This is a genomic window from Bacillus xiamenensis (assembly GCF_001857925.1).
Classification (GTDB): Bacteria; Bacillota; Bacilli; order Bacillales; family Bacillaceae; genus Bacillus; species Bacillus xiamenensis.
Window position 1 is genome coordinate 475,807 of sequence record NZ_CP017786.1, and the last position, 25,138, is coordinate 500,944.

Genomic DNA, 25,138 nt, shown 5'->3' on the forward strand with positions numbered 1-25,138 from the left:
GAAAAATAAAAAAACAGCATACCCGTCATCGGTATGCTGCAAGTCATGTATTCGTTTAGCGGGCAATGATATGGAAGCCAGAATCAACATGAAGATTCTCACCTGTCATGCCGCGGGATAGGTCACTGAATAAGAACAATGCTGTATCGCCGACTTCCTCTGGAGTCGTTGTACGGCGAAGCGGTGCACGCTCTTCAATATCCTTAAGGATTGTATTAAATCCGCTGATTCCTTTTGCAGATAATGTACGAATCGGACCAGCAGAAATGCTGTTCACACGGATACCTTCTGCTCCTAGATCAGCTGCTAAATATTTCACACTTGCTTCAAGTGCTGCTTTTGCAACACCCATGACATTGTAGTTAGATACGACACGTTCTCCGCCTAAGTAAGTAAGTGTGACAATGCTTCCGCCTTCTGTCATTAACGGACGTGCTGCTTTTGCAACAGCTGTTAATGAATATGCACTAATGTTGTGCGCCAAAAGGAAACCTTCACGGTTCGTATTCAAGTATTCACCAACAAGCTCTTCTTTGTTTGCAAATGCAATCGCATGTGCAACACCATGGATGACTTGTACTTTTTCTTTAATCGTTGCAAAACATTTTTCAATCTCTTCATCACTTGTTACATCACAAGGAAGAATAATGGAATCATCACGCTCAAGTGTGCTTGCAAGCTCTTTAACAGATTCTGCAAGACGGTCTCCAACATAAGTAAAAATCAAACGAGCTCCTGCTTCGTGAAGTGAACGAGCAATCCCCCATGCAATGCTTCGTTTATTAGCAACACCCATGACCACGATATTACGGCCTTCTAAAGAAAATTTCATATGTATTAAAGCCTCCTATTTTTTCAAGACATAGTATTAGTACCTGATCATAATCTTATCACAAATCATGAGATATTGACAATTTCCGCTTAAAGAAAGTTTCTTTTTAGCCCTTTGTCTTCTTTTCATCGTGAGTGAAAGCCCTTGAAATCTAGGAATAGCCGCTACTTTTGCGGAGCGAATTTGACCTTCGTGCGCAACCAGCGCGCAGGACTGCGGGCGAATGTGAGGGTTTGTCTACACGATGAGACCGTCCTCACAAGTAAAGACGGTCCCCTTTTATGTGTTACGCCTGTTTTTCTGATAAGCAAAATGGTTGGTTGGCCCATGTCCTGCGCCAATATGCAAAGGATATTTGATTGCCTCATGGACAAAGGTTTCTGCTGTTTCAAAGGCTTCCTTCATCGAACGCCCTTTTGCTATTTCAGCTGTTAATGCCGCCGCAAACGTACAGCCTGTGCCGTGTGTATGCTTGGTATCAATATGTTCATTTGTGACTTCAATAAAGCCTTTTCCATCGTACAACAGGTCTGTAATGAGGCCGCCTGAAGGAGCGTGACCGCCTTTGATCACGACATATTTCGTGCCAAGCTCATAAAGAAGTTGTGCTGCTCGGTAGCGATCCTCTTTCGTCTGAATACGCATGCCTGTCAGTATTTCTGCCTCAGGAAGATTCGGCGTTACAGCATAACTGACAGGCAGTAAATGTGTTTTCATGGCGGAGACAGCATCTTCATTTAATAAAGAGGCCCCGCCTTTTGCAATCATGACTGGATCTACAATCAGCTTGAACTCATATTGCACCGTTTTTTCAGCGACGGCGCTGATCATTTCAGCACTCCACAGCATCCCTGTTTTGACGGCATCCGGCAATAAGTCTTCTGCCACTGCATCAATTTGACTTGTGAGCGCCTCGGTTGAAAGTGGATAAATACCGTGAACGCCAAGTGTGTTTTGCGCTGTAATCGCTGTGATCGCAGACATTCCGTACACACCGAGCTCCTGAAAGGTTTTCAAGTCTGCTTGAATGCCTGCACCGCCGCCAGAATCAGAACCCGCGATGGTTAACGCCTTTTTAATCGTCATTTCATCACACCCTCTCATTAGCCAATCCATTGATGGTAAATCGTTCTCGCTTTGGCAATATCACTTGTACCATGTACAAGCGCTCTGCCATCTTTGAATAAGACGAGCTTGTACTCATCCTTTTGACAGGATAGCAAATACGGATTTTCTAGTACATCCATTCCTGCTTTCTTTAACTGACGGGCTACTTCATGTAAAACTGGAGGTGTCCCTGCTGCACTGCGAATTTGCACCGTATTACGTCCACATAATACGTCTGCTTTTGCTCTCTGATCATATGAGAGAAATGGATATGTCTTAAGACCGCAGCTTGGACATTGTTCTTTTTTTAAAGACGCAGCGGAGCGTATATCAGCTCGCTCATTTGTCCATAAATCAAACGATCTTAATATCGGAGTCATTTCGTGTCCTGTTAACAACTTCAGTGCATCTGCCACTTGATATGCCGCCACCTGCTGCACAACTGGACTAATAATTCCTGCTGTATCACAAGTCATGCCTTGTGCAGGTAAATGCTCAAGCAAGCAGTGTAAACATGGTGTTTCACCAGGAATAACAGTGAATTGAATACCATAGCTGGCTACACAGGCTCCATAAAGGAAGGGAATTTGTTGTTTGATGGCCGCATCATTTGCAATCATTCGCACCTCAAAATTATCCGCTGCGTCCACGATGATGGATGCCCCGCTCACAAGTTTTTCCATATTTTGAGCGGTCACATCGATGACGATTCCTCTTACCTGGACGTCACTGTTCACCTGCTTGAGTCTTTTTTCAGCCGCCACAGCCTTTGGCAGCCGATCTTGAACATCTTGCTCTGTGTAAAGCTGCTGACGCTGCAGGTTGCTCCATTCAATATAATCTCTATCCAAAATGGTGACAGATCCTACGCCGGCACGAACGAGCATTTCGGCACTTGCTGTTCCAAGTGCCCCTGCGCCAATAATGACAGCCTTTGAGGCGTTTAGCCGCTTTTGCCCATCTGTTCCAATCGGTCTAAAAAGCTCTTGGCGTGAATAACGTGTGCTCAAAACGCTGGCATTCCTTCCTGAGGACTGCTGGCTGTCCCATAGTTTTTGAACGGGATACGGCCTGCCTCGAAACCGAGTCTTCCCGATTCAATCGCCAGCTTCATCGCTTTTGCCATTTTCACCGGGTCCTTTGCGCCAGACACGGCAGTATTCAGCAAGACAGCATCAGCCCCTAATTCCATCGCATAAGCAGCATCCTTCGGAGAGCCTACACCAGCATCAATAATGACTGGCACCTTCGCCTGCTCGATAATGAACGAGAGATTCAGAGGGTTTAGCAGCCCTTGACCTGAACCGATCGGAGAAGCACCTGGCATAATGGCATGGACACCGAGTTCTTCTAATTTCCGTGCCAGCACCACATCATCTGACGTATATGGCAGCACGATAAAACCTTCTTCTAATAGCATTTCAGAAGCTTTTAACGTTTCGACTGGATCTGGTAGAAGAGACCTTGAACAGCCAATCACCTCTACCTTGATCATGTCACACAATCCAGAAGCCTTCGCTAAACGGGCAATACGTACCGCTTCTTCCGCTGTACTTGCCCCTGCTGTATTCGGCAGCAATGTATATTTTGATAAATCAAGCTGCTCTAAGAAATTGGGCTGTGATGGTTCAAATATGTTCATTCTTCGTACAGCAAAGGTCAAAATTTCAGCTTCTGATACGTTGACCGCTTCTTTTTGAACCTCAAATGATGGATACTTTCCTGTACCAAGTAATAGTCTTGATGTGAATGTTTTTCCGCCAATGTGTAGCATTGTGTCATCCTCCTCCTACAAAATGAACGATTTCAATCGTATCATTTGGTTGAATTTCTACTTGTTGAAAGGCTTCTTTATCTATAATTTCTTGGTTCTTTTCGACGATCACCACACGGTTTTCAAGCTGATAGGCTGATAGCAGATCAAAGATCGTTCCATTTTCTTTATCAAAGTCAACGATTCTACCATTCAATTGAATTTTCATACGAACAATGCCTCCTTTCGGCCAATACGAAACGCATGAAGCCATTCTTCATTGACAGGCTCGCCTACTATCAGATCGCGAATGATTTCACCGGTAATGGGCGCAAGTAAAATGCCATTTCGGTAATGTCCAGCCGCAAAAAGAATACGCTCATCTTCTGGGTGTCTTCCGATATAGGGATGCCGGTCGCTTGTCGCTGGACGAAGACCTGCCCAGCATTGATCAATTGGCATCTCCTGAATGGATGGCATTAGCTGAGACGCTTTTTTGATAACAGTTTCAATGCCGCCAAGTGTCGGAATCGCCTGCCAGTCATTCGGCTTCATCGTTGCACCAATGATCAGCTTGCCGCTATCTCTTTGAACGATATAACAATGATCATGATAAATGGTGTGTGCAAGTGCTGGACCGTTATTCCACACAGACACGCATTCTCCTTTTACTGGATAGAGAGAATGCGAGAATCCCATTTCCTCAAAAAAACGGCCAGACCATACACCACTTGCTACAGTCAGATGATCACATGTGAATGTGCCTCCAGCTGTTCTAACAGTCAATGCTTCTTTGCCCGTCTTCACTTCGATAACAGGCGTAAACTCCTTCACATCTGCCCCGTACCGAACAGCCGCCTGCCATAATGCCCTGCATACCGCATACGGTTCCACATGCACATCATCTTCAATCAAGCCTGCTCCTATGATGTCATCTGTGATTTGAGGGATGCGTTTTTTTACGCTGCTTGCTTCAAGCCATTCAAATGTGGGCAGATGCTGCATTCGGCAAAGTGCACGCTTTTCGTGTTCTGTAAAAGCCACCTTCATAATGCCGCCCGCTGATGCCCGTATATCAATGCCCGATTCATGCTGAAGATCGACTTTTAATTTTTTATATAGAGCCTGACTTCTTCTCCCTACTTGAAAGAAAATATCCTCATCACCTTCTCCTTCAGCATGTGCACCCAGCATACCAGCGGCCGCACTCGTTGTTTGCTTTCCTACCTCATTTGCCTCAAGTAAAAGGGCTTTCTTTCCTGCTTTTGCAAGATGATAGGCGATTGACATCCCTATGATTCCACCACCAATAATCACAACGTCATAATGCTTGTTCATAAGGATTCTCCTTTCGCTTTTGAGAAAATGCTTGTGCCATCTTGCGCGGCTGAGGATGAGTAAAAATACCGGACATGACCGCTATTCCTTTTAAATCAATATGCATCAATTCTGGCAGTCGATCAGGCGTTATGCCACCAATCACGACCACCGGAATGGACAGCGCAGAAGTCAATTCTTCCACAAGCTTGATGCCTCTCGCCTTTCGTCCGGGTTTACATGCGGTAGCATATACGTGCCCAAATATGACATACTCTGCCCCGTTCTTCTCGGCTGCTTTGGCTTCTTCTATCGAATGAACAGACACCCCCGCATGCAAGTGAGGAAATTTTTGTCTCAATTCCTTTGGCGAAAAGCTGTGGCCTGGAAGGTGCACACGGTGAATATTGGTGAGCAGTGCAACGTCGACTCGGTCATTGATGATAAGCTTCTCTTTCGGAACGCCTTCTGCAAGGAGTTGTTTCACGAGATGAACAAGCTCACTTGCTGTTTTAGACCGTTCCCGTATATGAATAAAGTCTACTTCAGGCTCAACGGCTTTTATTTGATTGATCAGCTCGCTCACAGAAAGTGAATCATTTGTCACTGCGTGGAGTTCCATTTGCACCAACCCCATCTAAGCATGCTGTTTGCCACGTTTCTTTTTCATACGCCATCTCCCAAAAATGGTACTCGTAATAGCTTGAAATCACAAAATTTTCTTTCATATTGGCCCGTACATGTTCTGGCGCTCTTTCCGCGAGTTCATCAAAGCGGTTGACCTGTTCAAACACAAGCTCTTTAAACCAATCCCCTCCGTATGTCAAAATCCACTCTTGATAAATCGGATGGTCAGGTGTTGTTTGTTTCAGCTTTTCCCCCACCTCATAATATAGCCAGTAACACGGCAGTAACGCGGCTAAAACTTCTTCAAAGCGGCCGCTTTTCACAGAACGATACATATGAGAGGTATATGCATAAGCAGTTGGAGAAGGCTTAAAGCTGGCGAGTGCTTCATCAGAGATCTGAAGCAGTTCTGTAAATTTTCTATGCAGCGATAGCTCTGCTTCATACGTGCCTTGTGCATGATACGCCATTCTGCCTGTCGTATGTAAGTCCTCACTAATGGCCGCTCCATACGACTGTACTTTTGCGAAATGAGTTAAATAATACGAATCCTGCATCACATAATAGGTGAAACGATCGAGTGAAAGTGTGCCATCTCCGATCCCTTTTACAAAAGGATGTGTAAAGCTTCCATTCCACCAAGTCGCTGCTGTCTCTTTACATTCATTTGAAAATGTCATGTTCCTCTCCTCCTGTTTTTCCATATAAAAAAACCACTTTCCGCGTGGAAAGTGGTTTGGAATTTGTAAAAAGCATAGTCAAACACCGCACCACTTCCCTACGCAGGTATGAACCTGTTCAGGTAATGAGGGTCTAAAAGTCGACACTTTTATCTCAGCCCTTTTAAAGGACTCCCCTAGTGGATCAAACTTATCATGTTGTACCTCTATCTTAATCAGGAATTGTTCATCGGTCAAGGGCTCATTGCAACTCTAACTGCGCTCTAAGTCCTGCCACATACTCCCGAGAGCCCGACACAAGCACGCGGTCACCGCTTCTAAGCGTTGTATCACCATGCGGTACTAAACTGTCTACTCCTCTAAAAATACGGACAAACACCAAATCGCCGGTAAAAGGAAATTCCCTCAGCATGACATTATGATACCGATGATTGTTCATTTGAATTTGATACAAAGAAGAATCCTCATTCGTTAACAAACGAATCGCATCAGGTGCTTCAATCAATGCCCTTAGCACCGTTTTAGATGAAAGAAAGTTAGAAAACGTATCAATGCCTGCTTCCTTTAATGTCAGCTCTGTCTCCGCTTTGTTCACACTGGCAATGACTTGTTTGGCACCTGCTTCTTTTGCAAATAAAGCAATTTCCTTATTTTTCGTTTCACTGCCTGTTGCCACAACGAGCACATCTTCTTGGCCAATCCCTGCCTGTCTCAGCGTCTCATCGTCATATTGTTCAATCGCTTCAACTTCAAAGATCGAGTCAGCAAGAAGGGCTTCTTTATTTTCTTGAAAGACATGCAAAATACGAATGTCATATTCATCCTGATGCAAATCAAGTGTCACTGGTAAGGTCAGCTGATTAGCCCCAATAAAAGTCACACGCTTTTTATGATTGGTTTCACGTTCTTGTTTAAATAGTGCCTTAAACCAAACAGGGGTGAAAATACTCGTCAACACAGCAACTAAAATAAGCGCTCCTGACATTTTATGATCAATGACACCAAGCCGCTCACCAATCGTCGCAGCTGCAATGACAAGAGATAATGTCGAGGTTAATAAAAAACCAGCGCCGACGACCTTTTTCATGTCATACCATTTTTTCAAATAAAGAATCGGGACGAGCTTACTAAGCAATAATGCCATAAACAGCAGTGGAATCATGATCAAAATGGTTGGATCTTTAAAGAGTGCCCATATATTCAGGTCCACACCGACCATCACAAAAAAGATTGGGATCAAAAATCCGTATCCAAATGAGTCCAGCTGCTGAACGATCTCTTTATTAGGCGAAAGAAGAGACACAAGCACACCAGCTAAAAATGCGCCCAGAATATTTTCAGCACCGAGTGATTCAGATAAGGCAACTAAGACTATAATGAGAGTAAAGATAGCTCTAGTCCCAATTTGCACCGTTCCTTTTGACATGGACTGAAAAATGGATTTTGTCTTAAATACTCGGCCAAATAAATAAAGAAGAATACCCGCAGCAAATAATAATAAGAGCAGCCACATGTTCCCTGTTCCATCGCCATAAATGGAGGAAAACACAGCAAGTAAAATCATCGTCACCAAATCAGCAATGACAGCCACAAGCAAAATGATTTGACCAATATTTGTCTGCATCAGCTTTTCCTCTTTTAAAGTTGGAACCACTACACCTAATGAAATCGTGGAAATAATAAGCGTCATTAAAAAGGCATTTTGGATAAAACCTGCAAGCACAAACGCATAGGACAGGATAAAGGAAATACAAAATACGCCAAGAAAAATAATGGTCGCTGCTTTAAATGTATTTGGTTCTTTTAAACCATTGGGCAGTTCTCGTGCTTTCTTCTTAGATTCAAAAGAAGAAAAATCTATTTCAAGTCCGCTTAAAAACATAAGAAAAATAAACCCTAGCATGGATAATGTATCTAGCCATGCGTCATGTTCAACAACTAGTTGAAGACCGCTTTTTCCAATGATGAGCCCCATGATAATTTCGGCGACAACGACCGGAATGGTCAGCTTAAACCGGTGCAATAAAATAGGGGTGAAAAAGGCTACAATAATAACGACAACGAGTGATGAAACAGATGTATGCTCCATTGGCTAAAGCCTCCTAACATTCATGTTTAATTTTTAAGTTTTACGTTAAAGCATTGATTCTAACAATTGCCCAAACGAAATGAAAGCCATTCGTTATATTTTCTAAAATTCAAACTTCTTTATATCCGATAAATGGATGAAAAAATCAGGAGGAACCTTTATGAAATTCGATATCATCGGCGATATCCACGGCTGCTACGAAGAGCTGCTTACCCTCATACACAAACTAGGATACAAATTCAAACATGGACTACCTGTCCACCCTGATAAGAGAACACTAGCCCTTGTTGGTGATTTAACAGACCGAGGTCCTCAATCAGTAGACGTGATGCGATTTGTCATACAAGCCTATTCCAAGGGAGCGATCCGCTACGTGCCAGGCAACCATTGTTTTAAACTTTATCGCTATTTGAAAGGAAATCCCGTTAAATTACTGCATGGCATTGAAACAACGGTAAGCGAAATCAAAAACCTGCCGCTCCATGAACAGACCAAATTATCACATGAATTTAAGCAGTTATTTGAGAAGGCGCCGCTTTATGATGTGCTGATTCAAGATGAGCTAATCATTGCACACGCAGCGATGAGGGAAAAGGATATTGGAAGAAAACCGAATAAACAGACGCGATCCTATCTTTTATTTGGAGCTGTCACAGGAGAAACTTGGCCAGATGGGCGTCCTGTCAGGAAGGACTGGGCAAAGGAGTATCACGGGAAACCTTGGATTGTATACGGGCATACACCCGTAAAAGAACCCCGGTTTGTTGGCAGAACAGTTAACATCGATACAGGCTGCGTCTTTGGCCACCGGCTATCCGCTCTAAGATATCCTGAGCTTGAGACTGTCTCTGTCCCTTCATCTATGCCTTATGATGAAACAAGGTTCCAGCATTTCACACCATAAAAAACCCGGTCCACCATTACAGGTGACCGGGTTTACTTGTTTACTGAAGCAATGATGTCATATCATCTGGCAAAGGAGCCGAAAATGTCATGGACTCCCCTGTGATCGGATGCGGAAAGACAAGGGTTTCACTATGCAGCGCCTGCCTGTCTATCCGCTCGCTCGATCCGCCATATAGCGTATCTCCAATGAGAGGATGACCAAGGAATTGCATATGCACACGAATTTGATGGGTTCTTCCCGTCTCAAGGGTAAGAGACACATCAGACATGTCTAAATGAGTGTCTACCGCCCGCACTGTATAATGTGTCACGGCCTCCTGACCAGACTCATCAACCATTCGTTCAATCATACTGTCCCCTTTTCGAGCAATTTTTGCTCGAATCGTCCCTTGCTTTTGCGTGATCATGCCATGTGTAAACGCTCTGTACGTTCGCTTGACTTCCCCTTTTTTCTGCGCCTTTGATAAAAGGCTGTGTGCAAAGCGATGTTTAGCGACTAACATGACACCAGAGGTATCCCGATCTAGTCGGCTCACCAAATGGACAGTCAGCCGGACAGACTGCTTAGCATAATGATGCAGCAGCCCATTCGCAATACTATGCTCAGGGTGCTCTCTAGAAGGAATCGATGGGATATATGGCTTTTTATTCAGCACAAGCACATGCTCATCCTCAAATAAAATATCAAGCGGAATCGGCGCGGGCTTTAGCCCTTCACTCACTTTTTCCTCAGGAAATAAAATAGTGAGCTTCTCGCCCTCCCGCAGTTCATATCTCACGGTAACATGCGCTCCATTAATCAGGAGGTCACCGCCATCAAATTTAATATCTGTCAGCATTCTTTTTGAAATGCCAAGATCAATTAAGTAGTCCTTCAACAGACGGCCTTCTTCTTTGGCTGTCATGGTTTTGTTTATCTTAAAGTATTCCAGCGAGAACAACCTCTTTCTTATTCTCCTTTGCCGATAAAGGAATCTTGCACCCTTTTCCAAAAAGGAAATGGTCTAAAACGGGCAAAACGGACATTCTCGTCTGCCACTCGGCATTGAATGGATTTCACATCTTTATGTAGTAGCGACAAATGATCTATTGTCACCTGAAAATCCACATCATTAATCGGTTTGATCACACACGTATGATGGTCTGGCAAAATAAGCGGTGAGCCAACCGTTCTGAACACTCTGTTGTTGATTGAGGCCATTTCTGCAAGCTGAATGGCTCTAATGGAAGGATGAATAATCGCGCCGCCAAGCGCTTTATTATAAGCCGTACTGCCAGATGGCGTAGACAAACAAAGACCGTCACCTCTGAATGTTTCAAAAAGTTGACCCCTAATCTCAACATCTGCCACAAGCGTACCTTCCATACTTTTAATCGTACATTCATTCATCGCTAAATATTTTTCTTCCCGGCCGCCATCGTTGTATCTGACGATGACTTCAAGAATCGGATATTCCACAATATGATAAGGTGTTTTTGCAATGGCTAACACAAGCTTTTCAATTTCACTCGGTACCCAGTCCGCATAAAATCCAAGATGCCCTGTATGTACGCCGACAAAAGCTGTTTCATTCAGACGGTTGCTATACCGGTGAAAAGCATATAAAAGGGTTCCGTCTCCGCCTACCGTAATGACAAGATCGGGTTCCTCTTCATTTAATTCCATCCCAAAATCTAATAGGTAGGTCTGAATTTTATTTTTGAGTGTGTCAGATACAGAATTCCCTTTTGAAGAAACTGCAAATTTCATGAATTCTTCTCCTTTTTCACCTTGCTGCTATGAGAAGGCAGCATCATATTTGTTTTAGCTCAGGCTCACGCATCATTTTTCTTTTTCCGAGAGAATGCCACTTGCGCTTCCTGAATTTCGCCTCTAATTTCAGACATCTCATCGTCAAGACGAGATGCTGCTTCAGAAGCTCTTTGAAGGCGCAGCTTCACTTTCTCCGGGATATTCCCGCTATATTTATAATTCAGAGAATGCTCGATGGTCGCCCAAAAGTTCATGGCTAATGTACGGATTTGGATTTCGACGAGGAGCTGCTTCTCTCCGTTAATCGTTTGCAGCGGATATAACACAACAAGGTGGTACGAGCGGTATCCGCTTTCTTTATGTTCTGCTATATAGTCGCGTTTATCTACAACCACAAAGTCTTTTCGTGATTGAAGCATTTTCTTCACAACTTGTATATCTTCTACAAACTGGCACATAATGCGAAGCCCAGCAATATCCTGCATCGTTTCAATCTCATGCATCGGAATGTTTTTACGCTTTGCCTTTTCTAATATGCTGGCAACGGGTTTCACTCGGCCTGTGACAAATTCTACTGGTGAATGGTCATCCTCAAATTCATACAGCTTCCGAATGCCTTTTAGTTTCACTTTTAATTCTTCGACTGCTTGCTTATATGGTGCGAGGAATTGATCCCATTGTTTTTTGTCCATGAAACTTCCCCCAATTCCAAATACCTAATTATTTCAGAGGAATGTGCTCTTCACTTTCTCTTCCATATCTCCGTAATTGGCATTGTCTTTAATATTGTCGATTAAATAGTTTAATTCCTGATGAAGTTGAATGAGCTCCAGCGATTGTTCTTCCGCCGTCAAATAGACAGGGATATCACGATTCATTGCTTCTTTTAATGGAGACCATGTATGTTCTCCTAAGATAAGATACGTAAAAGACTCCTCTGTCTCAAGTATGTAAACAAACGCAAAGTGATCAGAATCAACAAGCATTTGCCCTGATGCTTTTGCTTTTTGAATTTGCTCATCTGACTGAACCGTCAAGATCAGCCTGTCTTCTTTTAAAGTTGCTTCTGTGATTTCAATTCTGTTTTGCATCATGATCTCCTTTACAACAAAGTACAGCTTTATTTTATCATATCAAGTTCAATATTGATAAACCGAACTTTTTGAGAAAAACCGTTTTTCTCCTTTTCATTGATCATTTTGCCTCATTCAGCATCCATATTAACTCCTTTTTAAGGAATAAATAAGAAAAAAACAAGCTTTTCATGTACAATAATCATATTTCCTCTAAATGAAAGGTTGATATCTAAATGGCACAGGAAATTGAAATAGAACTCAAGCAACTATTAACGAAAGAAGAATTTGAACAGCTAAAACAATATTTTCAATTGAAGGACGAGGATTTCCACACTCAAACCAACTATTATTTTGATACACCACAATTTGATATAAAATCCAAATTCGCTGCTTTACGAATGAGAGAAAAAGGCGGGCAGTGGGTCCTCACATTAAAGGAACCGCATGAAAACGGTCTTTTAGAAACCCACCAAACGATTGCACCTCCCGCTAGTCTTGAACATTTCCAACTGCCAGAAGGTGAAGTGGCAGACAGATTAGAACACCTGCACATTCAAAAGGATCAAATCGTGTATTTTGGTTCACTTGAAACGTCAAGAGCAGAAAAAATGATCAAAGAGGGCTTAATTGTTTTGGATCACAGCCGATATTTAACAGTAGAGGACTATGAACTTGAATTTGAAGTGAGCGATTTAGACATTGGACAAGCCGCATTCACAGCGTTGCTCCATCAATTTCAGATCCCTGTACGACACACGAAAAACAAAGTCGTTCGTTTTTATGAAGAAAAAATGAAAACAAAAGAATAGATGAATTCCTTGAAGGAGGAACATGATGAACGTCAATCAACTTCAATCCTTTATGCAGCTGCAAGCACTCAAAACGTTACAATCGGATAGTGGACAAACCCAACAGCAGACTGGGCAAGAATCAAGCGCTGAGGCTTCATTCCAATCGCTGTTGCAAGATTTTTTAGGCGGATCAGAATTATCTCGTCTTCCGCTCTCCATTTCTGCTCTCATGGGTACGGACACAGCAACGACTCCGAGCACGCAATATGCACGCACAAACCCATATCTAGCGGCCATGGAAGGCAGTGAACAGCTGCAAGCTCAGTCTCTATATGCAAGTGACGCTCAATTGAGTACAGCAAATGGTATTGGAAACGTCATAAATAACAGCTATACGTCGCCGCTTCAAGAAGCTGTTTCAGGCTCTTCATCAAAAGAGATTAATCAGATCGTGTCACAAATGGCTCAAAAACACGGCGTTCCGGAGAAGCTGATTCACGCGGTGATCAAGCAAGAATCCGGCTATCGCACGAATGCTGTCAGCCATGCAGGTGCACTTGGACTGATGCAGCTGATGCCGTCTACTGCTAAATCACTTGGCGTAAACAACGCCTTAGATGCGGCCCAAAACATTGAAGGCGGAACGAAGTATTTAAAACAAATGCTTCAAAAATATAACGGAAATGTCTCACTCGCCTTAGCCGCTTATAACGCAGGCTCAGGAAATGTAGATAAATACGGAGGCATCCCTCCATTTAAAGAAACACAGAATTATGTAAAGAAAATCACAGCTCAATATTACGCTTAAACCGAAGAGAATAACCTCTTCGGTTTTTTGTATGTCGCTTTTCACCCTTTTTTGACCGAATATGTTATGATATGGTCAATTGAACACGGAACCTGTCCCTCTCACTATTCCCAAAGGACCAAAGCGGTTTGTTTGTGGAATTGAGTAGAGGTTGTTAAAATAAATATACAAGAATAGAAACAACAAAATAGAACAAACTGAATATCACTTTTGAAATAAATGAAATTCGCAATAGGGTCATCCATCCTATTAGCTACGAGTTAAAGGAGTAGTCAACATGGTACAATCGTTTAACGCACCTTACGAAGCGGTTGGAGAAGAACTTCTATCGCAACTTGTTGATACTTTTTATGAAAATGTAAAGTGTCATCCTTTGCTTCATCCTATTTTCCCGGATGACTTAAAAGAAACAGCAAGAAAACAAAAACAGTTCTTAACTCAATATTTAGGCGGACCACCGCTTTATACGGAGGAGCATGGTCACCCAATGCTACGGGCGAGACATCTCCCTTTTCCGATTACTGAGGAGCGGGCTGACGCATGGCTTGAATGCATGGAGGATGCAATGGATCAAGTAGGACTAACCGGCGATATTCGTGACTTTTTATTTGAGCGGCTTTCTTTGACGGCTCGTCATATGGTCAACCAAACACCTGAAAAGGATGGACGATCTTGAGCTGCAATCCGCACGATCAATATTTCTCACATTGTCACGGACATCCTCAAAAACCGATTGAAATCTATGTATTCATTGATCCTCTCAGCCCAGACTGCTGGTTATTAGAGCCATCAATCAAAAAGTTAAAAATGAAGTATGGCCGTTTTTTCACTTTACGAACGGTCACAAGTTCTAGTATTAATGCCTTGAATCGGAAAAGAAAAAAACATTTACTGACAGAAGCATGGGGGAAATTTGCCACGAAAACTCAGACCAAAAAAGAACAAATGCTGTCTGAACAAATTGTGACGTCACCTTATCTCGCCTCTCTTGCATTAAAAGCAGCTGAACTTCAGGGCAGAAAATGCGGAATGAAATTTTTACGACTCATTCAAGAATCGCTTTTTTGTCATCAGCAGGATGTCACAAATGAACAAGTCTTGCTGGAAAATGCAAAAACGGCTGGACTGGACATCGAGGAGTTCCAGCGAGATATCCATTCTCAAAGTGCTGTCAAAGCGCTCCAATGTGATATGAAAATCGCAGCAGAAATGGATGTGTCTGAGCTTCCCACTTTCGCCTTTTTTAATACGGTAAATGGTGATGAAGGATTAAAGATTTCAGGTGCATATTCGTATGATATATACGAGGAAATTCTTTTTGAAATGATTGGCGAAAAACCAACACCTTCAGAACGACCACCAATTGAATGGTTTATCGCTTACTTTCAATTTGCATCAGCAAAGGAAATTGCCGTTGTATATGACCTCACGCTTGAAGAAGTTGAACGAGAAATGAAAAAGCTGGCATTTGCTAAAAAGGTAGAACGTGTACAAGTACATCAGGAAATGTTTTGGCGTTATAAAGAAGGAGAAAACCAATCAGATTTTGATGTTTACCGCTGTGAGAATGAACATGGGTGCTGACCCATGTTTTTTCTTTATCTCTAAAAAGAACATTTGTTCTGTTTTTACGTACGAAGAAACCGCGCCGGGATAAGCGCGGTTTCACTATGTCTTAACGACAACAAAGGGGATGGGAGAAATTTTTCACGGTCAAACAAAGGGGTAATGTTTGTATGTGATTAATTTCACATCTGTAGTATATCAAATTTTGTCGACTTATGACAACCGATATGCTATATGTTCATATTTTTGTCACAAAACATAAGAGGACAGTCTCTTTCATATAGTGAAAGTAACGAAAAAATGGAGGGATCTACATGCGCAGCACAACCATTGGACTTGTTGCCATTGGCTTATGTTTTTGTTTAAATCTATTAGGCTTAATGAAAATGCTGCCTCTTTATCTGACGTCTCCACTCTTATTTGCTTCCATTCTCTTTACACTTTATCGAATGAACCACCGAAAAACCTTTAAAGGATTTAAAGGTTGATCATTGAATGTACAACCTCGCCAATTCAGGCGGGGACTTTTTAATGAAAAGAAAAAACTCCTGCCAAAAGGTGAGCCTATACACTCACACGTCTGACAGAAGTCTTCTCGTTACTCACCAGTTTTGGAGATGAGCTCTTCCATTTCTTTTAGTTTTTCTTCGAACAATTGACATGCTGCCTCAATTGGTTCTTTTGATGCCATATCAACACCTGCTTTTTTCAGCACATTGATTGGATAGTCGGAGCTGCCTGCTTTCAGGAAGTCTGTATAACGCTCCACCGCAGGTTTACCTTCCTCTAATATTTGCTTGCTTAATGCCTGCGCCGCACTGTAGCCTGTCGCATATTGATACACATAATAGTTGTAATAGAAATGAGGGATTCTCGTCCATTCTAATCCAATTTCCTTATCCACAACCATACCATCGCCAAAATACTTCTTATTCAGGTCATAATAAAGGTTCGTCATAAACTCTGGCGTTAATGCTTCCCCTTCTTGCGCTTTCACATGAATCAGATGCTCAAACTCAGCAAACATCGTTTGTCTGAATACTGTCCCTCTAAACCCTTCTAACAAGTGATTTAACACATACAAGCGTTGCTTTTTATCCTCTAAGTTATTGAGCAAGTATTCGCCTAGTAACGCTTCATTTGTTGTAGAAGCCACTTCAGCTACAAAAATACTGTAGTTTCCGTACGGATATGGCTGATGCTTTCTTGTATAGTAGCTATGAACAGAGTGACCAAATTCATGAGCCAATGTAAATAAATTATCAATATTATTTTGCCAGTTCATTAAGATATAAGGATTTGTTCCATAGCTTCCAGAAGAATATGCGCCGCTTCGTTTCCCTTTATTCTCATAAACGTCTACCCAGCGGTTGTCGAGTCCTTCTTTTAAAATTGAAACATATTCTTCTCCTAATGGTGCTAACCCTTTCAGCATATAATCCTTTGCTTCATCGTAAGTCAGCTTCATGCCAGCATCTTTTACTAACGGTGTGTACAAGTCATAATTGTGCACTTCATCAAGCTTTAATACCTTTTTACGCAATTCAATATAGCGGTGCAGTAACGGTAAATATTGATGAACTGTATCAATTAGATTGTCATACACTTCCTCAGGAATACTATTTCGTGATAGAGCCGCTTCTCTAGCCGATTTGTAATTACGTACTTTCGCATAAAAATTATCCTTTTTAATCGAGCCGCTAAGTGTAGAAGCCAGAGTGTTTTTATACTGATCATACGTTTTATAAACAGCTTTAAAGGCATTCTTTCTCACTTCTCGATCATCACTGTTTAAAAATGTGATGAAGTTGCCGTGCGTAATCTTCTTTTCTTCCCCGTTTTCATCCTTAACAGAAGGGAACGAAATATCTGCATTATTAAACATACTAAACGTAGTGGATGATGATGATAATGGTTCAGAGGCTTCGGCTAATAAAGCTTCTTGCTCCTCACTCAAAATATGTGGACGCTCTTTATTGATTTCTTCGAGAGCATGAGAATAAAGTTTTAGTTCTTCTTTTTCTAAAATAAATTGTTGCAGCTTATCTTCTTGAATAGATAAAATCTCTGGCACAATATAAGCAGATGTACTAGACAATTGTGTAAATAAATTGGACGCTTTATCATTTAAAGCCTGAAACGATGAATTTGTGGTATCTTCATCATATTTCATGTGCGCATATGTATAAAGCTTGCCAAGTTTTTCAGAAAGTTGATCCTGAAATGTCAGGGCTTCATACAGGACATCAGCGGAGTGGGCCAGCTTGCCTTTAAATTGGGCTAGCTTAGGAATCTCTTTTTTTACAGCTTCGAATTCCTTGTTCCATGAATCGACGCTTTCAAAAATATCTTCGAGACGCCATTTGTTTTCTTCTTTTACTTCGCTTCTGTCTGGTAAGTGATTGTTTTTGCTTTGTGAAGTCATATGAATCCCCCTTGCATGAGTTGTGTTGAACCAACCTTTCGGAAAGTGAAAAAAATTGGTGTTGTATTTATCTTCTTTGTTTTGAACTATATTTGTCAAATCATATGCAGAAATAAATACCAAACAGACTAAAAAAATCAAAAAAAATCGTTTCTTTCTATTCAATAGCAGCACCACCTTTTTCTTATCATGATCAAAGTGGACATGAAACATGCTAATGAAATAAGAAAGCATCTCGTTTTAACGCTTCAGCTGCTGTTCGTATAGGCTTTTGATTCGCTGTTACTTGATAATGCCCCTCTTTCGTCATGTATAAAAACCCTAGCTTCACAAGTCCATTTACATATGAGATGATCACTTCTTTGATTTCTTCTATGGTGACATTGGCATACCTTAGCTTCACTTCCTTCGTCTGCACACAACGATTGATTTCTTTGATTAGACGTTGAATGGTCACTGGGCCTGTTCCTTTTTTTCGAATCATCCAATCATACAGATATCCCTGCCACACATAAACGGGACTTGCAAAGATATACGCTTCTGTCAGAGGAATAAATAATGCCGCCGGTAAAAATGGAAATGCTGTTTGATGATGCTCATAAAAAATGTGTCTCAAACGCTTGCTCTCATTTGATAAAATGCGTGGAGGTCTCTGCCTAAACTGCTGAATGCATCTCAGCCATTGGTTATGTAATAAATCCTTGCTTGAAGATGCGGTCAGGAGTGCTGTAAGGTGACGATAGGCTGAAGCCGGTCTAACGGTTATTGCAGCACAAATCTTCGTTGGCTGAAACACGACAATTTGGTCAAGATGGATGAACCTATGTTGTATCGGACAGTAAAAAATCAATTTATTTTTCTGTGATTGCCTTAAAATCCCCCAATGTATGGAGGAGAAAGAAAAAAGCTGGCTGGACAACCGTTTGAAGCGATTCGCCCCTATGATCCATATGGGATATAACCCTGCTCTCTTTAGACCTTCTGTTCTTTTATGCAGCTCTTGCTGGGAGATATTCGCACATTGAAATTCCATTGCATAATTTATATCCCCCTCCGTTACGGTCACATCTGGGCGCTGCTGAACTTCTGAAACATACTTCTCTAATACCGGATCAAGTCCAATCTGTATGAGCCACGCCTTCATCCTAGCCTTCCCCGCCTGATGATACGCCGTTTCGCCTGAAGCAGCTAAAGAACACGCTGTCAGCTGTATATGTGCAAAGTGATAGACACGATGTTCACCAAGCTTTAATTGAACCTCCTGCCTGCATTCAGGACAATAAAATTTGCACGTAGCTCTCACATGCTGTAGACGCCTTTTCGTTAGGTGATGTGTAATTCGGATCAGCTTCCCATTTTCCATGATCGCTGCGTTCATCTATTTCGCCCCCTGCTATTTGATGACCGTATTATAGCTTTTTCTATTACAGGAAAGCGAATATCGAAAATGGGATTTTATCATGTCAAAACTTGATATTAACCAGCTTTTCCTTATGAAAATGAAAAATCCCCCTATTAGGAAAGGGGGATCATACAATTTTTACAATTTTTATAAAAGTGGTGATAATAATCTAGCGGTTGATTCAAACAGCCTCACCCTCAAAGGTCTCTTAGCAAATTCTTCAGGGACAATTTCATGTGACTGCTCCAAATCACCTAAGAAGTCGTTGACCAGCTTCTCTGTACTTTTTGTTTTATAGAGGAATGCATTCACTTCAAAGTTTAGATGAAAACTTCTCATATCCATGTTTGCCGTACCAATTGACGCTAGTTCACTATCCACAATAATAAACTTGCTATGCATGAAGCCTTGATCATACTCGTATATTTTCGCACCTGCTTCCAGAAGTTCAGGGAAATATGACCGAGACGCATGGAATACGATGCGCTTATCTGGATTCTTCGGTGCAATAATTCGCACATCTACTCCGCTCAAAGCAGCAATTTTTAGTGCTGACAAAATATCATCATCAGGGACAAAATAAGGTGAAGCAATCCAGATTGACTTTTTGGCAGAGATAATCATGGAGAAAAAGAGATTTTTAATGACTTCCCACTGTTTATCAGGACCGCCGGCAATCATTTGTACGCCTTCTGCTCTACTCTCCAAATGACTGAAATCTTTAAAATAATCCACGCCTGAGCATCTTTCATTGGTCATATAATACCAATCTTGCATAAAAATCTGCTGCAAATCGCGAACGGCCTCCCCTTTAATCATGAGGTGGGTATCACGCCAGAATCCATATTGTCTGCTTCTGCCCATATATTCGTCCCCAATGTTAAGCCCGCCAACAAAGCCTACTTCTCCATCAATCACTACAATTTTCCGGTGATTTCGGAAATTGATTTTATTATTTAATAACGGTAGTCTTACCGGTAAAAAAGGTACAATCTGAACGCCCGCTTTTTCTAAGTCAGCAATATATTGACGAGAGAGTTTTAAACTACCGACATCGTCATATAAAAAGCGGACAATCACACCATTTTTGGCTTTGTCGATTAAAATGTCCTTTAATTCTTGACCTAGGTCATCATGGCGGAGAATATAATATTCCAGGTGAATGTGATGAGTTGCTTTTTTGATCTCTTCAAAAATATGAGAGAACGTTTCTTCTCCATTGGTCAGGACTTTAGAGGATGTACGATACGTAATAGGGGTATGTCCAAGTCTGTGGGCCAGCTTAAATAAAAGCTGCTGATGGTCACCCATATGAGTCATTTTTTCAATCGCTTCTCTGTGAATACGTTCATCTTCCTGGATAAGCTGTTCGTCTAATGCCGCTTTCTTTTCAAACAAGCGGCGCTTTTTAATATTGCGTCCAAAGAAGATATAGAATAAAAATCCGAAAAGCGGAAAGCTGCCAAGCAGGACAAGCCACGTAATCGTTTGAGATGGATTCCTGTTCTCTAAGAAAATGACAAATCCGATGAAGATAATCGATAAAGTGAATAGAACACTGACGAAACTTAATACACTTACCGCTAGATCACCGGCAAAAATTTGGATAATCAAATAAGCACCTATCGTAATGATAAGAAAAAATAGAACTTTGACTACATTTCTCATTTCATTTTCTCCTTGCCGATCACTTTGTTTACCTATTCATTCAGATAAAAAAGTCGATTCCTCTATAGAAATCGACTTTTTGTTGTTACGAGAAGTGCTTTTGAATTGTTTCAAGCGCATTCTCTTTGACAATCAGCTGACCGTATTCTTGCAGTCTGTAGATGCTGACGACTGATTCATGAGCATATTCAAGCAAAATGCTAAGCTTATTCTCCACTTGCTCATCTGACAAATCCTCGTGGAAGTCAACATATAGATAATAACGGTTTTCAAACGAATATAAACTTGTGGTAAAATCCTGCATATTTAATTGAGAAAGTGCAATTAAATCTTCAAAATCATCCATTTTCAACACGAATTGAAGTTGAAGTTTTTTATCCTTCTCATTATGTTCTTCTTGATCCTGCTCTTCTTTATGAAAATCATCAAGCAGTGCGTCTAAGCTTTCTTCATCTGTTTGATCTTTTTTATCTTCTGGAATCGGCAATTCGAGCTTTTGTCCATCTTTAGAAAGTTGGGCTTTTGTCACGACAATTTCAAGACCTTTATCAAGTGCCTGTACTTGAATCCAAAGCGGTCCCTCTACTGCAAATTCTTCTTCTTCGTGCACTTCGTCCATTACTTCCCAAAACAGCTCTTCACTGCGCTCGCGATTATACCAAATCTCTTCACGGTCAAAACCGCGATCTTCAATATCACCATAGGAAATATAAAATTTCACTGTATGTTCATTTATTCTTTCGATTTCCATTTTGCCAACCTTCCCTTCTATATAAGATGTTGAAGGGACATACAAGCTCCCAATTAATAGTACTTTACTACACTTTACCCGTTCCGTCTACATGTTAACCATTTAAAGAATTGAGGTATTGCTTTGTACTGTCTATTTTATGATAAAACATGAATAAAAGAAATAAAAACGCATTTTTTGCAGAGAAAACTTGCAGAAACATATATTTGAATTGTCCTCATATATTGGTGGTACGAGCTCTTTTAGTGAAATGAGGTGAACTGGATGGAAGCAGAGTGGATCGTATCCTTACTGATGATTATTGGCATAGACCTCATATTAGGTGGAGATAATGCGCTGATCATTGCGATGGCCAGTCGAAGCTTATCAAATGAAAAACGAAATAAAGCGATATGGATCGGCACACTTTTGGCAGTGCTGATGAGAATTACGATGACTGGTGCTGCTGTTTATTTATTGACCATCCCTTATTTGCAATTTATCGGCGGTCTCTTTCTCCTTTATATAGGATACAATTTGTTAATTGAACAAAAGAAAGAATCCATTCGGATTAAAAGCAGCGGCTCCCTTTGGCGTGCTGTTCAAACCATTGTCATTGCCGATCTTTTTATGTCACTTGATAATGTGATTGCTGTTGCAGGCGCCGCTAAAGGGAACATGGTGCTCACCGCTTTTGGCTTAATGATTTCAGTACCCATTATTATTTGGGGAAGTAAGCTGATTCATGCAGCACTAATCAAATGTCCGTTTCTTTTATATGGAGGCAGCGCCCTGTTAGCTTTTACTGGTGGAGAAATGATTGTCCGTGATGTGAAACTGAATGAATTTATGACTCAGCATGCAACACTTGAATTTTTGCTCCCCTTTTTAACCGTAGCGACCGTCATTTTAGCCAGCCTCTTTTATGAACAAACCGCTGAAAACAAATAAAAAAAGCTGCCAAATGATCGGCAGCTTTTCGTTTTGTCTATTAGTTAGCAAGTCGCTGAGCTTCTCGAAGTTGGAATGTACGAACCGTTCTAGGAAGGAAGCGTCTAATTTCATCTTCGTTGTACCCAACTTGCAGTCTTTTTTCATCCAAGATAATTGGACGTCTTAAAAGACCTGGATGCTCATTGATTAGTTTATACAATTGTTGAAGCGGCATTGTCTCAACATTGACATTTAGTTTTTGGAATACTTTCGAACGTGTTGAGATAATTTCATCTGTACCGTCTTCTGTCATTCGAAGAATTTCTTTGATTTCATCGATTGAAAGAGGCTCAGAAAAAATGTTTCTCTCTTGATACGGGATATTGTGCTCTTCTAACCACGCTCTTGCTTTTCTACATGATGTACAGCTTGGTGATGTGTATAATGTTACCATAAATCTTCACTCCTCAATTTGTAGAATGAATATTGATCTGTATTCTCAAATTAAAATTGTTCTAAATAAGTAATCTTTATAGTGATTATACTATAAAAAAGTAAGTGTGAACAGTTTTTCTTGCAATTTTTGTGACAAAAACTAGACAATTTCATTCATTTTGCGGTGCTGTTTGATGTCTGAACATTCTCATTTAGTCGAGATGATCGAAAATATTTTTTTGTTTTCTATTTTCAATGACCTTCAATACATCATCAACATCCTCATACGATTGTCCATACCATTTTTCATCTTTATACGTATGGATTCTTTCGTACGTCTTCCTCATGGCCTCCATCATTTCTTCTTCGTTATCTGTAAGAGGTGACCAATAAAGAATTTCCATGCGGTTCACTTCATTTGTTGCAAGTGACCTTCGTTTATAACCGATTGATTCTGCATGCTTGAAGTGCTCTCTTTGGTAAAACTTTAGGCGTTTTGCTGTATCTGCATCATCATCATCTACAGGCTCGACCTCAAGTAAGATCGGTTTCTTTTTTTGCTTTAGCTTATGAATGAGCTTTGAGCCGAGGCCTTCACCCCTCGCATCTTTGGAAACAAATAAATAATCAATAAAGATGAAAGAATCAAATTCAGCGTACATCATCACATGATGAGGTCCTTCTTCCTTATGATAAATATCACTTCTTTCCTTTAATAAAGCCTCCATATGCTCTTTTGACTTCATTTCTTCTATCGGGAAGTATTCACTGAGCTTTTCATACCAATTCATGGATCCGCTCCTTATCATATAGTTAAGAACCACTTCCTTAGATATTCCCGATTTCCTGCTATTTAAACGCCTGTACTAGTAAGACGCAGCAATGTCATAGGTGGTTTCACTTTTTTTCAAACAAAACAAAAAAAGTTTTATATCGAACGATTCATGAGCATTTGAAAGCAAACAAACAAAAGAAGTGTCATTGCGATTTGAAACATGATGAAATAAAGGTATTTCATACGCCGGACTTCTTCCTTCTGTTTATTCGTGCGCCGATATACAGCAAATTCAACCGAAAACGAAATGATTCAAATGAGCACAAAAATTCGATCATCCACTTTCCTCCGTTTGGTTTTGTTAAAAAAGACATTGAAAAAAAGCATAGTGACGATAAAAAAGTGAAAGCATGAATAGCGAGACGTCTTCCATCACAACATTTGATTTCCTCCTGATTTACTCATTTTACATAAAAATCACCATCAACTTATTTTTTTGTAAAATAAAAAAAGAAGCACTGACCTCGCAGTGCTTCTTCTCTGTTCTTATTGTTTTGCTTTGATCTCTTTGAATTCTTCCTCAGTACAGCTGACAAAGTGACCTGGCTTGACTTCACGAAATTCCGTATTTGTTCCTTTATGAACAGATGGATCGTATTTAATCCGTTTGCGGTTACGCTCATAATCAGGATCTGGAAGCGGAATCGCAGATAGTAATGATTTTGTATAAGGATGAAGTGGGTTTTCGTATAATTCATTTGCTGGTGCCAGCTCAACCAATTTCCCAAAATACATCACACCGATACGATCGCTAATGTATTTCACCATGGAAAGGTCATGCGCAATGAATAAATACGTTAAGCCTTTTTCTACTTGCAGTTCTTTCATTAAGTTGACAACCTGCGCTTGGATGGACACATCTAGTGCAGAGATTGGCTCATCGGCAATGATGAAATCCGGCTCAACAGCTAATGCACGAGCAATTCCAATACGCTGTCTTTGACCGCCTGAAAATTCATGCGGGTATCTATTCGCATGCTCTTTGTTCAAACCAACCGTTTCAAGCAATTGATACACACGCTCTTTACGTGCTTGTTTTGTTTTCGCAAGACCATGAATGTCAATGCCCTCTGCGATGATATCAAGAACTGTCATTCTAGGGTTAAGTGAGGCATAAGGGTCTTGGAAAATCATCTGCATTTGGCGGTTAAACTCAAGCATTTTTTGTCTTGATTTCTTTCCGTGTACGCTTTCTCCTTTATAGAGAACTTCGCCATCTGTCGCATCATAAAGCCTGATGATCGAACGGCCGGTTGTAGACTTACCACATCCAGATTCCCCTACAAGTCCAAGTGTTTCACCTTTGTAAATATCGAATGAGACACCATCAACTGCTTTTACAGTTCCTCTTGCTGTATGGAAATGCTGCTTTAAATTTTTAATTTCTAACAGTTTTTCTGCCATG

General features: G+C 41.0%; 27 protein-coding genes and 1 riboswitch. Of the genes, 7 read left to right on the plus strand and 20 right to left on the minus strand.

Annotation, left to right across the window (positions count from 1 at the left end):
• Nucleotides 1-55 precede the first annotated feature (55 nt).
• From fabI to BK049_RS02430, 9 genes are all read right to left on the minus strand, one after another.
• Complete coding sequence (gene fabI / locus BK049_RS02390) at nucleotides 56-832, minus strand: enoyl-ACP reductase FabI (RefSeq protein ID WP_008355367.1); 777 nt, start codon at nucleotides 830-832, stop codon at nucleotides 56-58.
• A gap of 279 nt (nucleotides 833-1,111) precedes the next feature.
• Nucleotides 1,112-1,918 carry a bifunctional hydroxymethylpyrimidine kinase/phosphomethylpyrimidine kinase gene (gene thiD, locus BK049_RS02395; protein ID WP_071167771.1) on the minus strand — a complete coding sequence of 269 codons (807 nt, stop codon included), beginning with the start codon at nucleotides 1,916-1,918 and terminating at the stop codon, nucleotides 1,112-1,114.
• A 17-nt stretch (nucleotides 1,919-1,935) separates the two neighbouring features.
• Nucleotides 1,936-2,949 (minus strand): thiazole biosynthesis adenylyltransferase ThiF, encoded by a 1,014-nt coding sequence (locus tag BK049_RS02400; RefSeq protein WP_008355363.1) that lies wholly within the window; start codon nucleotides 2,947-2,949, stop codon nucleotides 1,936-1,938.
• Nucleotides 2,946-3,713 carry a thiazole synthase gene (locus BK049_RS02405; protein WP_008355361.1) on the minus strand — a complete coding sequence of 256 codons (768 nt, stop codon included), beginning with the start codon at nucleotides 3,711-3,713 and terminating at the stop codon, nucleotides 2,946-2,948. The genes BK049_RS02400 and BK049_RS02405 overlap by 4 nt, the downstream gene beginning before the upstream one ends.
• Nucleotides 3,714-3,717: 4 nt before the next feature.
• Nucleotides 3,718-3,921: a sulfur carrier protein ThiS gene (gene thiS / locus BK049_RS02410; protein ID WP_071167772.1), complete on the minus strand. Its 204-nt coding sequence runs from the start codon at nucleotides 3,919-3,921 to the stop codon at nucleotides 3,718-3,720.
• A complete protein-coding gene (gene thiO, locus BK049_RS02415) occupies nucleotides 3,918-5,030 on the minus strand; it encodes a glycine oxidase ThiO (protein ID WP_008355357.1) in 1,113 nt (370 codons plus the stop codon). Before thiO ends, thiS begins: the two co-directional genes overlap by 4 nt.
• Nucleotides 5,014-5,631, minus strand: a complete 618-nt coding sequence (tenI, locus tag BK049_RS02420; RefSeq protein WP_071167773.1) for a thiazole tautomerase TenI — start codon at nucleotides 5,629-5,631, stop codon at nucleotides 5,014-5,016. The genes thiO and tenI overlap by 17 nt, the downstream gene beginning before the upstream one ends.
• Nucleotides 5,606-6,316 carry a thiaminase II gene (gene tenA, locus BK049_RS02425; protein WP_071167774.1) on the minus strand — a complete coding sequence of 237 codons (711 nt, stop codon included), beginning with the start codon at nucleotides 6,314-6,316 and terminating at the stop codon, nucleotides 5,606-5,608. Before tenA ends, tenI begins: the two co-directional genes overlap by 26 nt.
• Before the next feature lie 78 nt (nucleotides 6,317-6,394).
• A riboswitch (TPP riboswitch) is annotated at nucleotides 6,395-6,504 on the minus strand.
• Nucleotides 6,505-6,557: 53 nt separating this feature from the next.
• Nucleotides 6,558-8,405 carry a monovalent cation:proton antiporter family protein gene (locus BK049_RS02430; protein WP_008355350.1) on the minus strand — a complete coding sequence of 616 codons (1,848 nt, stop codon included), beginning with the start codon at nucleotides 8,403-8,405 and terminating at the stop codon, nucleotides 6,558-6,560.
• A 160-nt stretch (nucleotides 8,406-8,565) separates the two neighbouring features.
• On the opposite strand from BK049_RS02430, the gene prpE reads away from it, so the two are divergent.
• Entirely contained in the window at nucleotides 8,566-9,309 is a 744-nt protein-coding gene (gene prpE / locus BK049_RS02435; protein WP_071167775.1) for a bis(5'-nucleosyl)-tetraphosphatase PrpE, read from the plus strand.
• 40 nt (nucleotides 9,310-9,349) lie between these two features.
• Here prpE and BK049_RS02440 read toward each other — a convergent pair whose 3' ends face one another.
• The 4 genes from BK049_RS02440 to BK049_RS02455 all read right to left on the minus strand — a co-directional run bounded on the left by BK049_RS02440 (nucleotide 9,350) and on the right by BK049_RS02455 (nucleotide 12,155).
• Nucleotides 9,350-10,216, minus strand: coding sequence for an RluA family pseudouridine synthase (locus BK049_RS02440; protein WP_071169176.1), 867 nt, complete (start codon nucleotides 10,214-10,216; stop codon nucleotides 9,350-9,352).
• A 44-nt stretch (nucleotides 10,217-10,260) separates the two neighbouring features.
• On the minus strand, nucleotides 10,261-11,061 hold the full coding sequence (locus BK049_RS02445; RefSeq protein ID WP_008355343.1) for an NAD kinase: 801 nt from the start codon (nucleotides 11,059-11,061) through the stop codon (nucleotides 10,261-10,263).
• Between the two features lie 65 nt (nucleotides 11,062-11,126).
• Nucleotides 11,127-11,756 carry a GTP diphosphokinase gene (gene yjbM, locus BK049_RS02450; protein WP_008355341.1) on the minus strand — a complete coding sequence of 210 codons (630 nt, stop codon included), beginning with the start codon at nucleotides 11,754-11,756 and terminating at the stop codon, nucleotides 11,127-11,129.
• A gap of 33 nt (nucleotides 11,757-11,789) precedes the next feature.
• A complete protein-coding gene (locus BK049_RS02455) occupies nucleotides 11,790-12,155 on the minus strand; it encodes a UPF0738 family protein (protein WP_008355339.1) in 366 nt (121 codons plus the stop codon).
• A gap of 218 nt (nucleotides 12,156-12,373) precedes the next feature.
• On the opposite strand from BK049_RS02455, the gene BK049_RS02460 reads away from it, so the two are divergent.
• From BK049_RS02460 to BK049_RS19460, 5 genes are all read left to right on the plus strand, one after another.
• Nucleotides 12,374-12,949, plus strand: a complete 576-nt coding sequence (locus BK049_RS02460) for a CYTH domain-containing protein (RefSeq protein ID WP_071167776.1) — start codon at nucleotides 12,374-12,376, stop codon at nucleotides 12,947-12,949.
• A gap of 25 nt (nucleotides 12,950-12,974) precedes the next feature.
• A complete protein-coding gene (locus BK049_RS02465) occupies nucleotides 12,975-13,739 on the plus strand; it encodes a lytic transglycosylase domain-containing protein (RefSeq protein ID WP_008355335.1) in 765 nt (254 codons plus the stop codon).
• 277 nt (nucleotides 13,740-14,016) lie between these two features.
• Entirely contained in the window at nucleotides 14,017-14,415 is a 399-nt protein-coding gene (locus BK049_RS02470) for a globin domain-containing protein (protein WP_008355333.1), read from the plus strand.
• Nucleotides 14,412-15,323, plus strand: a complete 912-nt coding sequence (locus BK049_RS02475; protein WP_008355332.1) for a ClpXP adapter SpxH family protein — start codon at nucleotides 14,412-14,414, stop codon at nucleotides 15,321-15,323. Before BK049_RS02470 ends, BK049_RS02475 begins: the two co-directional genes overlap by 4 nt.
• A 296-nt stretch (nucleotides 15,324-15,619) precedes the next feature.
• A complete protein-coding gene (locus BK049_RS19460; RefSeq protein ID WP_008355329.1) occupies nucleotides 15,620-15,793 on the plus strand; it encodes a hypothetical protein in 174 nt (57 codons plus the stop codon).
• 110 nt (nucleotides 15,794-15,903) lie between these two features.
• On the opposite strand, the gene pepF is transcribed toward BK049_RS19460, so the two are convergent.
• The 4 genes from pepF to mecA form a co-directional block, all read right to left on the minus strand.
• A complete protein-coding gene (gene pepF / locus BK049_RS02480) occupies nucleotides 15,904-17,730 on the minus strand; it encodes an oligoendopeptidase F (protein ID WP_326980820.1) in 1,827 nt (608 codons plus the stop codon).
• Nucleotides 17,731-17,944: 214 nt separating this feature from the next.
• Nucleotides 17,945-19,108 carry a competence protein CoiA gene (locus tag BK049_RS02485; protein ID WP_071167778.1) on the minus strand — a complete coding sequence of 388 codons (1,164 nt, stop codon included), beginning with the start codon at nucleotides 19,106-19,108 and terminating at the stop codon, nucleotides 17,945-17,947.
• Between the two features lie 171 nt (nucleotides 19,109-19,279).
• The gene (gene cls, locus BK049_RS02490) at nucleotides 19,280-20,800 is read right to left on the minus strand and encodes a cardiolipin synthase (protein WP_008355322.1); all 1,521 of its coding nucleotides are present in this window, start codon (nucleotides 20,798-20,800) and stop codon (nucleotides 19,280-19,282) included.
• 85 nt (nucleotides 20,801-20,885) lie between these two features.
• A complete protein-coding gene (gene mecA / locus BK049_RS02495; RefSeq protein ID WP_071167779.1) occupies nucleotides 20,886-21,551 on the minus strand; it encodes an adaptor protein MecA in 666 nt (221 codons plus the stop codon).
• 264 nt (nucleotides 21,552-21,815) lie between these two features.
• Here mecA and BK049_RS02500 point away from each other — a divergent pair, with 264 nt between their 5' ends.
• Entirely contained in the window at nucleotides 21,816-22,481 is a 666-nt protein-coding gene (locus BK049_RS02500; RefSeq protein WP_008355318.1) for a TerC family protein, read from the plus strand.
• Nucleotides 22,482-22,521: 40 nt separating this feature from the next.
• Here the strand turns inward: BK049_RS02500 and spxA are convergent, their stop codons facing one another.
• The 3 genes from spxA to BK049_RS02520 form a co-directional block, all read right to left on the minus strand.
• On the minus strand, nucleotides 22,522-22,917 hold the full coding sequence (gene spxA / locus BK049_RS02505) for a transcriptional regulator SpxA (protein ID WP_003211421.1): 396 nt from the start codon (nucleotides 22,915-22,917) through the stop codon (nucleotides 22,522-22,524).
• Nucleotides 22,918-23,110: 193 nt separating this feature from the next.
• On the minus strand, nucleotides 23,111-23,689 hold the full coding sequence (locus tag BK049_RS02510) for a GNAT family N-acetyltransferase (RefSeq protein WP_008355315.1): 579 nt from the start codon (nucleotides 23,687-23,689) through the stop codon (nucleotides 23,111-23,113).
• Between the two features lie 530 nt (nucleotides 23,690-24,219).
• The gene (locus BK049_RS02520; protein WP_071167781.1) at nucleotides 24,220-25,137 is read right to left on the minus strand and encodes an ABC transporter ATP-binding protein; all 918 of its coding nucleotides are present in this window, start codon (nucleotides 25,135-25,137) and stop codon (nucleotides 24,220-24,222) included.
• Between the last annotated feature and the right edge of the window lies 1 nt (nucleotide 25,138).